Source organism: Streptomyces sp. NPDC031225, assembly GCF_055570355.1.
The window spans coordinates 150,091-163,272 of the sequence record NZ_JBVIHJ010000019.1 but is presented as its reverse complement, the minus strand read 5'-3'; the positions used below and the strand labels follow the sequence as shown (position 1 = coordinate 163,272).

The window sequence follows — 13,182 nt, the reverse complement described above, 5'->3', positions numbered from 1 at the left end:
TTCCTCTCTTCCTCCTTTGGGGGGGTGTGTTTTTTGTTTTTTGCGGCGGAAAAGGGGGGGGGTGCCTTGTGGGGGGGCGGGGGGGGGGGGTTTCTTTCCCCCCCCCCCCCCCCCCGGGGCACGCATCAGTAACACCCCGACCAGCCCTGCGGGGAAAGGACGCCACGCAATGTCGGAAGCCGTCACCCGTACCGCCACGACAGATCCAGGCCTCCTCGCCTCACTCGATCCACTGCTGCGCGAGTGGCTGCCACGGCAGCGCTGGTTCGCGGGCAAGGGGCGGCCGGTCACCGGGTTCTCGTTGGTGGCGGCCACCGAGCTGCTGCCGCCGACGGCCAAGCTCGGTCTGTACCACCTGCTGGTCCGCGCCCACCAGCCGCTCGTCGTGGGCGCCCCGCCGCACCCCGGCGACTGCTACCAGCTCCTCATAGGTGTGCGCGAGGCGCTGCCACCCCGGCTGGCGCCCGCGCTGATCGGCCATGTCGAGGAGGGTCCGCTCGCCGGCGGCACCGCGTACGACGCCCTCCACGACCCCCTGCCCGCCGAACTGCTCCTGGAGGCGATCCGCACCGGAGCCCGGATCGGCGGGCTGCGTTTCGAGCGGGACCCGCACCAGGAGATCCGGGAGGGACTGGTGGCGCGGGTACTGACCGCCGAGCAGTCCAACTCGTCGATCGTCTATGGAGATACGTTCATCCTGAAGCTCCTGCGCCGAGTCGTGCCCGGCGTCAACCCGGACCTGGAGCTCCCGCTGGCACTGGCCCGGGAGGGCTGCCCCCGGGTGCCCGCGCCGGCGGGGTGGCTGCGGGCGGAGCTGGACGCAGAGCCGTACACCCTCGGTGTGCTCCAGCCCTTCGTGCAGGGCGCGTCCGACGGCTGGGAGCTGGCCCTGCGGGAGCTGGCCAAGGGTGAGGACTTCAGCGCCGAGGCGCACGCGCTCGGGCGGGCCACCGCCGAGGTGCACACCGCGCTCGCGCGGGCGCTGCCGACGGTGACGCTCGGCCCTCAGCAGCTGCACCTGCTCGTCGACGGCATGATCGAGCGCCTGGAGGCGGCCGTACAGGCGGTCCCCGCGCTCCGGCCGTACGCGCCCGGCCTGCGCTCCGCGTTCACCGCGCTGGCCGATCTGGCCGCCGAGGGCAGCACCTGGACCGCACAGCGGATCCACGGCGATCTGCACCTCGGGCAGTGTCTGCACTCGGGCTCCGGGCACTGGTCGCTGATCGACTTCGAGGGCGAGCCGTCCAAGCCGCTCTCCGAACGCAGGCTGCCGCAGCCCCCGGCCCGGGACATCGCGGGGATGCTGCGCTCCTTCGACTACGCGGCGCACTCGACCGATCTTCCGGTACCGGGCTGGGCCGAGGCGTGCCGGGCGGCGTACTGTTCCGGATACGCCGAGGTCAGCGGTGTGGACCCGCGGACGGATCCGGTACTGCTGCGCGCCTACGAGACCGACAAGGCGGTCTACGAGGTCGTCTACGAGGCCCGGCACCGCCCGGACTGGCTTCAGGTACCGATGTCCGCGGTGGCGCGCTACGCGGCAAACGACCCGATGTGACCCGATCTTCGCCGAGGAGGCACCGCACGTGACCCCGCCCACCCCCAGCGGTTCGGATCCGAAGAAGAAGGCCGCGAAAGCGGCGAAGAAGGCGACGCAGAAGGCGTCAGGGAAGGCGTCGGAGAAGAAGACGACGGGCAAGAAGGCCGTCATCGAAGTTGTCACCGAAGCTGTCACCGAAGCTGTCGCCGTGAAGGCCGCCGCGGAGAAGGGCACCGCGAAGGCGAAGGACGTGGCCGCCCCGGTCCCGGCCGCACCGCCGGATGTGCCCGCCGAGGACCGTGACCGGATCCTCTCCGGTACCCATCACGCCCCGCACTCGGTGCTCGGCGCGCATCCCGTGCCCGACGGCGTGGCCTTCCGTGTCTTCAGGCCGTACGCCCAGTCCGTCACCGTCGTCGCCGACGCGCTCCGGGCCGAGCTGCACGACGACGGGGGCGGCTTCTTCTCGGGCCTGCTCCCTCTGAGCGAGGTCCCGGCCTACCGCCTCCTCGTGGCGTACGAGGGGGCGGTCCAGGAGACCGAGGACATGTACGCCTTCCTGCCCGCGCTGGGCGACCTCGACCTGCATCTGCTCGGCGAGGGCCGGCACGAGGAGCTGTGGACGGCGCTCGGCGCGCAGCCCATGACCCACCAGGGCGTGACCGGGACCCGGTTCACGGTGTGGGCGCCCAACGCGCGGGGCGTGCGGGTGGCCGGCACCTTCAACTTCTGGGACCCCTCGGCGTTCGCCATGCGCTCGCTCGGTTCCACCGGGGTCTGGGAGCTGTTCGTCCCGGGCGTCGGCGAGGGCGAGCTGTACAAGTTCGAGATCACCCGGCCCGACGGTTCCAGGACCCTGCGCGCGGACCCCATGGCCCGCCGTACCGAGGTCCCGCCCAACACCTCCTCGATCGTGCACGCCTCGCACCACGAGTGGCACGACGAGGAGTGGCTGGCGAACCGGGCGGCCGGAGCACCGGCCCACGAGGCCGCCTTCTCGGTGTACGAGATCCATCTCCCGTCCTGGCGCCCCGGCCTGACCTACCGTCAGCTCGCCGAGCAACTGCCCGCCTACGTCAAGGACATGGGCTTCACCCACGTCGAGCTGATGCCGGTCGCCGAGCACCCCTTCGGCGGCTCCTGGGGCTACCAGGTCACCGGCTTCTACGCACCCACGGCCCGCCTCGGTACACCGGACGACTTCAAGTACCTGGTCGACGCCCTCCACCAGGCCGGTATCGGCGTCCTGATGGACTGGGTGCCGGCCCACTTCCCGCGCGACGACTGGGCGTTGGCGGAGTTCGACGGCCGCACCCTGTACGAGCACGAGGACCCGCTGCGCGCGGCCCACCCCGACTGGGGCACGCTGGAGTTCGACTACGGCCGCCGGGAGGTCCGCAACTTCCTGGTCGCCAACGCCGTGTACTGGTGCGAGGAGTTCCACATCGACGGCCTGCGGGTCGACGCGGTCGCCTCCATGCTCTACCTCGACTACTCGCGCGAGCCTGGCCAGTGGGTCCCGAACGTGCACGGCGGCCGGGAGAACCTGGACGCGGTGGACTTCCTCCAGGAGATGAACGCGACCGTGTACCGCCGGGTCCCCGGCGTGGTGACGATCGCCGAGGAGTCCACGGCCTGGGACGGTGTGACCCGCGCGACGCACCACATGGGCCCCGGGGGCTTCGGCGGCCTCGGCTTCGGCCTGAAGTGGAACATGGGCTGGATGCACGACTCGCTGGACTACATGGCCCACGAGCCGGTCCACCGCAGGTACCACCACCACGAGATGACGTTCTCGATGGTGTACGCGTACAGCGAGAACTACGTCCTGCCCATCTCCCACGACGAGGTCGTGCACGGCAAGCGGTCGCTGGTGTCGAAGATGCCCGGCGACTGGTGGCAGCAGCGGGCCAACCTGCGCGCGTATCTGGCCTTCATGTGGGCGCATCCCGGTAAGCAACTCCTCTTCATGGGCCAGGAGTTCGCCCAGGGCGCGGAGTGGTCCGAGACCCACGGCCCGGACTGGTGGCTCCTCGACCCGGCCTACGGGGCGGAGGCCGACCACCGGGGCGTCCGCGACCTGGTCCGGGACCTGAACGTCGTCTACCGCCACACCCCGGCGCTGTGGCAGCGCGACACCGATCCCGCCGGGTTCCAGTGGATCGTGGGCGACGCGGCCGAGGACAACGTGTTCGCCTTCCTCCGTTACGACGCTGACGGCAACCCGTTGCTCGCGGTCTCGAACCTCTCCCCCGTGGCCCGCCCCGGTTACCGTCTCGGCGCCCCCGACGACGTTCCCGCGTGGCTGGAGTCCCTCAACACCGACACGGCCAAGTACGGCGGCGGCGACATAACCAACCCGGACGTCCTGAAACCGGACCCCCAGCCCTGGCACGGCCGCCCGGCCAGCATCCAACTGACCCTGCCACCCCTGGCCACGGTGTGGCTGCGGCCGGCGTAGGTCCCGGGACCGGCAAACGCCGGAGGGGCTGAAATCAGCCCCTCCGGCGTTTGAGGAGCGGGGGTCGAAGGGGGCGGAGCCCCCTTCACGACGGGACGGGAAGGGGCGGCGGGGGCGAGAAAAAGCCTTCAGCGCCCCCCGAACATGAACTTGCGCAAGGCCGCCAGCAGCCCGGTCTCGGACGGCTTCGCCACAGCCGGTTCCCCCCGACTCGCCACCGGAACCCGCGCCCCCAACTCATACCGCACCGGCAACAACCGCAGCCCCCGCACCACCGGCCCCGACCGCCACGGCAACTGATCCGGCGGCAGCGTCAGTTCCGCGCGGACGAAGTGGTCCAGCACCCGACCCACCGCCGTCGTCACGATCATCCCGCCCAACTCCCGCGCCGCGCTGGGACATTGGTGCGGCCCGGCCCCCCACCCCAGATGCGCCCGGGTGGACACCGTGGCCCCCACGAGGTGGGAGGAGCTGATCGCCAGCAGGTCGCGGTGGGCGGCCGCGGCGGACGCGGACACGGCGTCCCCCGCCCGTACCCACACATCCCCCAACCGCACGTCCCGCGCCGCGAAGCGAAAGCACAGGTTGGCCACCGGAGGATTGGCGAGTGCCGCCCGGTTGACCGTCTCCCCGAGCTGCCCCGCCGACAGACTCCGCCGGACCGTCGCGTTCCCCCGCAACACCTCCAACAAGGTGTTGAGCACCATGTTCCCGGTGATGTCGTTCAGGTACACGGCGTTCATGAACAGCTCGCGCCCCAACTGCTCGTCCGTCAGGCCGGGGTCCGCGAGCAGCATGTAGGACGTGAGGTCGTCCCCGGGGCGGGCCCTGCGGTGGGCGGCGAGCCGGGTGAAGGCACCGAGCGACCGTCCGGTCGCGGGCCCCGAGTCGGGGCCGCCGTCCAGCATCCGCCACAGGTCCATGACCAGTTCGTCGCCCAACTCCACAGGGCAGCCGAACAACTTGGTCGTGACCATGAGCAGCAGGGGCCGCGTGTACTGCGCCCCGAGATCCGCGAACCCCACGGACCCGGACTCCGCCGCCAGCATGCCGACCAGTTCGTCGGCGTACCGCGCGACCGCGGCCCGCAGCTCCCAGCCCTCCGGGCTCCGCGCGTCCTGGAAGGGACTCAGCGCCGAGTGGTGCGTGCGCCGGGCCCTCAGATGCTCCTCGTCGTCCATGAACATCGTCTGCCGTACCTCGTAACCGGCCAGCAGGGGCCAGTCCCGCGGCAGCCGCCCCTCGGCCCGGACCCGCCAGCACCGCACGTCCCGGCGCCACAGACCCTCGTTCCGCAGCACCTCGGTGACCTCGGTGTACCCGAGCACCAGCCACACCGGCACTCCCAGCAGAGAGACCGGCGCGACAGGACCGTAGGTGCCGCGCAGCCGTTCGTACACCGCGCCGGGGTCGACGTCGAACTCGGCGGTGAGCAGCGGCTCGACGGGCAGCGACCCGAGTGTGGGGCCGTCGGCCGGCGGGATGGGATGGGAATGGGCTTCCATACCGCACACGCATACCGTACGAACCGTGCACACGCAGTGACTCCGGCGTGAACTGTTACGCCAGGGTGACGACTGGTACTCAGGTGGTGACCAGCGCCTTCGGCAGCCGGCCCGTGTGCAGCACCCCCAGCCGCTGGGTCGCCCGGGTGAGCGCGACATAGAGATCGCTGGTGCCGTACAGGGCCGGTTCGACCACGAGCACCGAGTCGAACTCGAGCCCCTTGGACTGCCGCGGGTCGAGGAGCACGACGGTCCGCGTGAGATCCGGCTCGGCGCCCGCCGTCACTCCGTCGAGGCGGGCCGCCAGCCTGCGGTGCAGATGGCGCGGGGCGATGACGGCGAGCCTCCCCTCGGCCGGGGTCAGTTCCCTCACCGCCTCGGCGACCGCGCCCGGCAGGTCGTCGGTGGCGCGCACCCATGGCCGTTCCCCGGTGGAGCGCACCGAACTCGGCGGCTCGAAGCCGGGGTCCTCGGCGCGCACCACGGCCGCCGCGAGGTCCATGATCTCTGCCGGGGTGCGGTAGTTGACGCCCAGCCGGGTGTGCTCCCAGCGGTCCTCGACGTACGGCTCCAGGATGCGCTCCCAGGAGCCGACGCCCGCCGCTTCCGCGGTTTGCGCCGGGTCGCCGACCAGGGTCATCGAACGGGTCGGGCTGCGCCGCATGAGCAGCCGCCAGGCCATCGGCGACAGCTCCTGCGCCTCGTCGACGATGATGTGCCCGAACGCCCAGGTGCGGTCGGCCGCCGCGCGCTCGGCGGCGCTGCGGTGGTCGTCCTGCTCCTGCCGCTCGGCGAACCGCTCGGCGTCGATGATGTCGTGCGCGGACAGGACCTCGGAGTCCTCCGCGTCCTTGTCCTCGAACTCGTAGGTCCGCGAGGCGTACGACACGTCCAGCACGCCCTGCGCGTACGCGACCTGGTTCTCCCGCTCGCGATCGGCGCGTGCCCGCGCCACCCGCTCGTCCACCCCGAGGAGTTCGGCGGCCTCGTCGAGCAGGGGTACGTCGGCCACGGTCCACCCGCGGGTCACCGGACGCCGGATCGCGGTCGCGTCCTCGTCGGGGAGGTGGCCGACGGGGTCGGCGAGGAAGTCCGCGACCAGTCGCTGCGGGGTGATCCGCGGCCACAACTGGTCGATGGCGGCCCAGACTTCGGGATTCTCGGCGATCTCGTCACGGATCTGGGTGATGTCGCTCGGATCGAGGAGGCTGCTGCCGTCGTACGGGTCGGTGCCTACCCGCTCGGCATACAGCTCGGTGAGCGTGTTGAGGATGTGCCCCTCGAAGTGCTCCCGGGCCACGTTGTGCGGCAGTCCGACGGCACGGGTGCGCTCGCGGGCGACCTTCACCAGACCGTCGTCGAGCATCAGGACCTCACGGTCGTGCTCGATCGCGATCACCGGGTCGGGCAGTGCCTGCCAGCCGCGTACGGCGTCGGCGAGGACGTCCGCCATGGTGGCGCGCCCCTTCACCGCGGCCGCCGCACGGCTGTCGGTCTCCGTCGCCTTCACGCCGGGGAAGAGCTCGCCGACCGTCGCGAGGAGCACCCCGGTCTCGCCCAGCGAGGGCAGCACCTCGCCGATGTAGCCGAGGAAGGCCGGGTTGGGGCCGACGATCAGCACGGCCCGCTTGGCGAGCAACTCCCGGTGTTCGTACAGGAGATAGGCGGCCCGGTGCAGGGCCACCGCCGTCTTTCCGGTGCCCGGGCCGCCCTCCACCACCAGTACCCCGCGGTGGGGGGCGCGGATGATCTCGTCCTGTTCGGCCTGGATGGTCTGCACGATGTCGCTCATGCGGCCGGTGCGCGCGGAGTTGAGCGCGGCGAGCAGCACGGCGTCGCCGGTCGGGTCCTCGTGGCCGGTGCGCTCCTGGTCGCCCAGGTCGAGGATCTCGTCGTGCAGGTCGGTCACCCGGCGGCCGTCGGTGCCGATGTGCCGGCGGCGGCGCAGACCCATCGGGGTGTGGCCGGTGGCCAGGTAGAAGGGGCGGGCGACGTCGGCCCGCCAGTCGATGAGGACGGGGGTGCGCTCGGTGTCGTCGGCGCGCAGGCCGATCCGGCCGATGTGGTGGGTGACGCCCGAGGTCAGGTCGATCCGGCCGAAGCACAGCGAGCCGTCGACGGCGTTCAGCGCGGCCAGCAGCCCGGAGCGCTCGGCGACCAGGATGTCCCGTTCCAGCCGGGCCTGCATGGGGGTGTTGCCCTGGGCGAGCGCGTCGGTGACCGACGTCTCGGTGTTGCCGCGCAGAGCGTCCACGTGCGCGTACAGGTCGTCGATGAATTCCTGTTCACGCTTGATTTCATGGTCTGGCAAACCGGTGTTTGACAATTCCACTCCCGCCCGGATATACTGTGCCTACTAAACTTCTTCGCGACCTTAATCATATTGAAGTCGCGAATCATTGAATATACCCAAAGAAATCCCCCGGGCACAATTGCCCGGGGGATTTCTTCGTATGCCGTCAGGTCACAGTACGTCCGCCAGCTCCTCCAGCAGCCGCCGCTTGGGCCTGGCCCCCACCATCGAGCGCACCGGCTCGCCGTTCCGGAACACCATGAAGGTCGGCATCGACAGCACCTGGTAGGCGTTCGTGGTCAGGGGGTTCGTGTCGACGTCCAGCTGGACCACCTTGAACCGCTCGCTCTCCTCCGCGGCGAGAGCCGTGAGCACCGGCCCCATCTGCCGGCACGGCGGGCACCAGTCGGCGGTGAACTCCACCAGTACCGGCAGGTCCGAACCGATCACCTCCGCCTCGAAGTCCGTGTCCGTCACCTCGGTCACACCCGCTGCCCTGATCACCTGTAATCCCCTCCCAGTTCGCACACCGGTTCCGGACCGCCCGGAACCTCCGCCTCGGCGGCCAGGCCGTCCCGCGCCCGCTCGGCCCGTTCCAGCTGCTGCCCGACCTGGGCCCGCACGGTCTGCAACTCGCCGATCAGCGCGTCCAGATCACCGAGCTTGCGCCGGTAGACCGCGAGCGAGGCGGGGCACGCATCACCCTCGGGGTGCCCGGCCCGCAGACACTCCACGAACGGCCGCGTCTCCTCCAGGTCGAACCCGAAGTCCTGGAGCGTCCTGATCTGCCGGAGCAGCCTCAGGTCGTCCTCGTCGTAGGTCCGGTATCCGTTGTGCCCCCGCCGGGCGGGCAACAGGCCCCGCGCCTCGTAGTAGCGCAGCGTCCGCGTCGTGGTCCCGGCCCGTGCGGCCAGCTCGCCGATTCGCATGGGCATGAACGTAGTCCTTGACGCCGACGTCAAGGCAAGAGCGGTGTACCGGAATGAACGCCTGGATGCGTTGACATGCTCCGCGGGCTGAAGCCCGGGGATTCCGCGGCTCCCTGCCCGAACAGGCGACCACCTCTGTCACCGGGACCGTCCGTCGCCCGTCTCACCCTGGTGCCGCAACAGCGTCCGGCTCCGCCAGTCCACCAGCACGACACCGTGGCACTCCGTCCCAACGTCACGTGGAGCCGGCCCAGGCCCGGCGCACGCCGGCCGTCACGGGGAGCCGCGACCCCCCGGCACTCCGCCCGACCATCACGGGCAGGCGGCCCGGGCCCGGCGCACGCCGGCCGTCACCGGGGAGCCGCGACCCCCGTCCACGGCTCCCCCGCGCGCTCGGCCCACTCACCGGCCGCTTCCGGGCGTCCGGTGAGCAGCAGGAGCAAGGAGGTGATCGGGCCGCGGACCTCTTCGCCCCGCCCGCGCGTCCACTCGATGTCGGTGGCGACCAGCCGGGCCTTCGGCAGGGGCCAGGGACGCGGCGGGAAACGCATCGTCCACACCCGGTCCGCGGCGTCCCGGGCGGCCGCCGGGGGTACCGGGCGTTCCCGGCCGAGGGCGAGGGCGATGTCCTGGCCGTGGACGAGGAGGTCGAGGAGAGGTTCGCGGGGCGAGGTGGTCGGGGCGAGGCGGCGGGAGCCGATGATCGAGCGCAGGTTGGCGACGATCGCGGTGGCCGGCAGCTCGGCCTCACGGACCGCCGAGTCGTGGATCATCCGGTTCCAGTCGCCCCGGGCGCGGACCATCTCGCGTACGACCCGGCCGTAGGAGAAGCGTGCCGCGACGGTGAGATGTGCGGCGACGTCCCGCACCCGCCAGTCACCGCACCGGGTGCGCGTCTCCCACTCCTCGGGGCCGAGGCTCTCCAGAAGGTCTGCGAGGCTCGCCCGCTCCCGGTCCACGATCCGCCAGAGTTCGTCGGTGTCCAGCACCCTCGGCAGGCGCCGCATGAAGCAGCTGCGCGAGGCGCTGACCCTGCTGCGGGAGATCACCGACCCGTGGGCCGAGCCCACCTAGAGCCTGCGGTCACCTTCCCGTCGCCGCCCGGAGGGCGGGCCTCATGCCTCCCGAAGGTGACGGCAGGGCCTATACGGCGACCGCCCTCGCCGCCTCCTCGACCTCCAGCAGGGACGCGCTCTGCCGTTCCTCCTCGAAGGCCCGGTGGCCGCCGCGCAGGCCGAACAGGCGCTTGGCGAGGAGGATGTAGAGGACGGCAAGCACATTCAGCACCAGCGTGCCGATCTTCAACCAGCTGATGTGCTCGGTGAGTTCGTAGATCTCCAGGGGGAGGAAGGCGGCCGTCGCGACGACCGTCAGGTACTCCGCCCAGCGCTTGGCGTACCAGAGGCCGACCGCCTCGACGAGTTCGATCAGGGCGTACGCCAGCAGCAGCACGGCCACCAGGACAAGGGTGTTGTGCTTGTACCCGAAGGTCTTCTGGACGGTGTCGACGATCGGCGAGTGGTCGAGGTCGTAGTGGAAGTGCCTGAACACCGGCCGGAAGACGTCCAGATACTCGTCGAAGAGCCTGCGCACCGCGTCCTGGCTGTTGCTGAACTTCCACACCGCCACCGCGGCCAGCACGATGAACACCCCGCGCACCGCCCGCTCGATCGCGAGGAAGCGAAGGACGAACAGATCCCTGAGCACCTTGCCGCGCGGCACGAGGGGCGCGTGGTCCGCGGGGCCCGAGCCGTGCGGCTCGCCGAGGGCGAAGTCACCGCAGCGCAGGCACCGCCAGGCCTCCCCGAGGGCGGTCTCGGCCGACAGCCGCTCCCGCAGCCGGGGCTCGTCCGGCGCGTACGTGACGTGACCGCGGCGCGCACACGTCCGCCGGTCCCAGTCGATCTTCATCCCCCGTGTGCCTCCGATGAGAAAGCGTGCCTTCCGGGGACGGGACGCTAGTGGGACCGGGTAAGAGTTCGGTGAGACGGCGGAGGCCGGTACCAGTGGTTGCGCAAGGCGGGACTATTGCACAACTCCGTGCAAGAACGGCCGGGAGAGGCACAATGGCGCCCATGACCACGGGCCACTCCAGTCGCGCAGATGCCAACCGCCGCCGCATCCTCGACGTCGCGCTCGCCGAGCTGCTGCGCGACCCGGACGCGTCCATGGAGCAGATCGCCCGCGCCGCAGGGGTCGTACGGCGGACGGTGTACGGCCACTTCCCGAGCCGTGAGGCGCTGATCGGCACCCTCGCCGACGGTGCCGCGGAGGCGGTGGCCGCCGCTCACACGGCGGGGCGGGAGGGGACCCGGGATCTCGCACAGGCCGTGGCGGGCTCCGTGCTCGCGGTCTGGGAGGTCGCCGACCGTTATCGGATCCTGGTGAGTCTCGCGCAGCGCAGCGCGACCGGGCAGGGCATCCGTGAGCGGCTGGCCCCCGTACGCGCCGCCTGCACCGAGCTGCTCCAGCGCGGCCTCGACGAGGGCGTCTTCGTGTCACCGCTGCCCGCGTCCGCGCTGGCGTACGTCCACGAGCAGATGCTGTTCGCGGTGATGGAGGCGGTGAACGACGGCCTGCTGACAACGGAGGAGGCGGGCCGCTCCGCCGCGGTCACGACTCTGACCGCGGCGGGCGTGCCCGCCTCTCTGGCCACCGCACTGGTGGCGAAGCTGAACGACTGAGTTCTTCGTGGGGAGGGGGCCCGGGCGGCCGGGCTACGGGGGAGTACCCGGCCGCCCGGGGTGGGTGAGCCGGGCCCGGGTTCAGGTCGGGCCCGGCTCCGCTCTTGGTGGCCCTGCGGCCACGGGTCCAGGCCGCTCAGGCCTTGGCGAGCTCCTTGTCGCCCTGCCCGGGGAGGTCGGGCTCGGCGGCGGGCTCGTCGTCGTGGTCGAGGAGCGTCTTCTCGTCGAAGGGCAGATGACCGGCGAGCACCTGGTCGACGCGCTCGCGGTCGATCTCCTTGGTCCAGGTGCCGATCAGGACGGTGGCGACGGCGTTGCCCGCGAAGTTGGTCAGGGCGCGCGCCTCGCTCATGAAGCGGTCGATGCCGACGATCAGGCCGATGCCGTCCACCAGGGCGGGCTTGTGCGACTGGAGGCCGCCGGCCAGGGTCGCCATACCGGCACCGGTGACACCGGCGGCGCCCTTCGAGGCGACGAACAGGAACAGCAGCAGCGGGATCTGCTCGCTGACGGCCATCGGCGTACCCATGGCGTCGGCGATGAACAGCGAGGCCATGGTCATGTAGATCATGGTGCCGTCGAGGTTGAAGGAGTAGCCGGTCGGGATGGTGATGCCGACCACCGGCTTGCTGACGCCCAGGTGCTCCATCTTCGCGATGACCCGCGGCAGCGCGGACTCGGAGGAGGAGGTCGACAGGATCAGCAGGAACTCGCGGCCCAGGTACTTGAAGAGCGTGAGGATGTTCAGTCCGGCGACGACCCGCAGCAGCGTGCCGAGCACGATGAAGACGAACAGGATGCAGGTGACGTAGAAGCCGAGCATCAGGACGGCGAGGCTCTTGAGGGCGTCGACACCGGCGGAACCGACCACGGCGGCCATCGCGCCGAAGGCACCGAGCGGGGCGGCCCACATGACCATGGACAGGACGCGGAAGACGAGCCGCTGGATGTGCTCGACACCGCGCAGCACCGGCTGTCCGACCGGGCCCATGGCCTGCAGCGCGAACCCGACGAGCAGGGCGATCAGCAGGGTCTGGAGGACCTCGCCCTCGGTGAAGGCGGAGACGAACGTCTTCGGGATGACGCCGAGCAGGAACTCCGTGGTGCTCTTGGCCTCCGCGTCGATCTGCGCGTGACCGGCGTCCTTGACCGAGTCGGTGATGTGGAGGCCGGTGCCGGGCTCCAGGATGTTGCCGACGACCAGGCCGATGCCCAGCGCGACCAGCGACATGACCGTGAAGTAGGCCAGCGCGATACCGCCGACGGCGCCGACCTTGGCGGCCTTGCGGACCGATCCGATGCCGAGCACGATCGTGCAGAAGATGATCGGCGAGATCATCATCTTGATCAGGTTCACGAACCCGGTGCCGATCGGCTTCAGCTCGACCGCGAAGTCGGGCGCGACCAGGCCGACGGTGATTCCGATGGCCACCGCGACGATCACCGCGATGTACAGATAGTGGGTGCGGTCCCGCTTCGCGGGTGCGGCAGGTGCCGTATCGGGGGTGCTGGCGGCCACGGCTGCCCTCCTTGACGTCTTCGTCGGGATGACCGGCGTGCGGCTCACGTCCGGGCTTTGAGGAATGCCGTGACTATCCCCTGCCCTGTGAGGGCGGTCACCCTTCCGTTCATTGAGTTCACCGGGCGGTTCAGCGGGGCATGATCTCGCGCCCCGTGATCCGGAGGGTCTCTGCCCGGCCGCGCCCGCCCGGACCTGGAATTTTCCCCTGCCCGCGGGGGGAGCGGTGAAAATCGGCCATGGGGCAGACT

General features: G+C 70.9%; 10 protein-coding genes. 3 read left to right on the top strand and 7 right to left on the bottom strand.

Annotated features, from left to right (window positions below; all coding sequences use genetic code 11):
• The first annotated feature begins 169 nt into the window (after positions 1 to 169).
• Both ACZ48Z_RS29850 and glgB read left to right on the top strand, forming a co-directional pair.
• The gene (locus ACZ48Z_RS29850; RefSeq protein WP_468738977.1) at positions 170 to 1,558 is read left to right on the top strand and encodes a maltokinase N-terminal cap-like domain-containing protein; all 1,389 of its coding nucleotides are present in this window, start codon (positions 170 to 172) and stop codon (positions 1,556 to 1,558) included.
• Between the two features lie 28 nt (positions 1,559 to 1,586).
• On the top strand, positions 1,587 to 4,001 hold the full coding sequence (gene glgB, locus ACZ48Z_RS29845; RefSeq protein WP_468738976.1) for a 1,4-alpha-glucan branching enzyme: 2,415 nt from the start codon (positions 1,587 to 1,589) through the stop codon (positions 3,999 to 4,001).
• A gap of 128 nt (positions 4,002 to 4,129) precedes the next feature.
• Here glgB and ACZ48Z_RS29840 read toward each other — a convergent pair whose 3' ends face one another.
• The 6 genes from ACZ48Z_RS29840 to ACZ48Z_RS29815 all read right to left on the bottom strand — a co-directional run bounded on the left by ACZ48Z_RS29840 (position 4,130) and on the right by ACZ48Z_RS29815 (position 10,639).
• On the bottom strand, positions 4,130 to 5,506 hold the full coding sequence (locus ACZ48Z_RS29840; RefSeq protein ID WP_468738975.1) for a cytochrome P450 family protein: 1,377 nt from the start codon (positions 5,504 to 5,506) through the stop codon (positions 4,130 to 4,132).
• Between the two features lie 79 nt (positions 5,507 to 5,585).
• A complete protein-coding gene (locus ACZ48Z_RS29835) occupies positions 5,586 to 7,802 on the bottom strand; it encodes a HelD family protein (RefSeq protein WP_468739012.1) in 2,217 nt (738 codons plus the stop codon).
• A 168-nt stretch (positions 7,803 to 7,970) separates the two neighbouring features.
• The gene (locus ACZ48Z_RS29830) at positions 7,971 to 8,303 is read right to left on the bottom strand and encodes a thioredoxin family protein (RefSeq protein ID WP_468738974.1); all 333 of its coding nucleotides are present in this window, start codon (positions 8,301 to 8,303) and stop codon (positions 7,971 to 7,973) included.
• Positions 8,300 to 8,728, bottom strand: coding sequence for a MerR family transcriptional regulator (locus ACZ48Z_RS29825; RefSeq protein ID WP_468739011.1), 429 nt, complete (start codon positions 8,726 to 8,728; stop codon positions 8,300 to 8,302). Before ACZ48Z_RS29825 ends, ACZ48Z_RS29830 begins: the two co-directional genes overlap by 4 nt.
• Before the next feature lie 350 nt (positions 8,729 to 9,078).
• Positions 9,079 to 9,735 carry a maleylpyruvate isomerase family mycothiol-dependent enzyme gene (locus ACZ48Z_RS29820; protein WP_468738973.1) on the bottom strand — a complete coding sequence of 219 codons (657 nt, stop codon included), beginning with the start codon at positions 9,733 to 9,735 and terminating at the stop codon, positions 9,079 to 9,081.
• A 136-nt stretch (positions 9,736 to 9,871) separates the two neighbouring features.
• Positions 9,872 to 10,639: a DUF2127 domain-containing protein gene (locus ACZ48Z_RS29815; RefSeq protein ID WP_468738972.1), complete on the bottom strand. Its 768-nt coding sequence runs from the start codon at positions 10,637 to 10,639 to the stop codon at positions 9,872 to 9,874.
• A gap of 164 nt (positions 10,640 to 10,803) precedes the next feature.
• Here ACZ48Z_RS29815 and ACZ48Z_RS29810 point away from each other — a divergent pair, with 164 nt between their 5' ends.
• Positions 10,804 to 11,412: a TetR/AcrR family transcriptional regulator gene (locus ACZ48Z_RS29810; RefSeq protein WP_468738971.1), complete on the top strand. Its 609-nt coding sequence runs from the start codon at positions 10,804 to 10,806 to the stop codon at positions 11,410 to 11,412.
• A gap of 136 nt (positions 11,413 to 11,548) precedes the next feature.
• Here ACZ48Z_RS29810 and ACZ48Z_RS29805 read toward each other — a convergent pair whose 3' ends face one another.
• Positions 11,549 to 12,931: a cation:dicarboxylate symporter family transporter gene (locus tag ACZ48Z_RS29805; protein ID WP_468738970.1), complete on the bottom strand. Its 1,383-nt coding sequence runs from the start codon at positions 12,929 to 12,931 to the stop codon at positions 11,549 to 11,551.
• Positions 12,932 to 13,182: the final 251 nt, after the last annotated feature.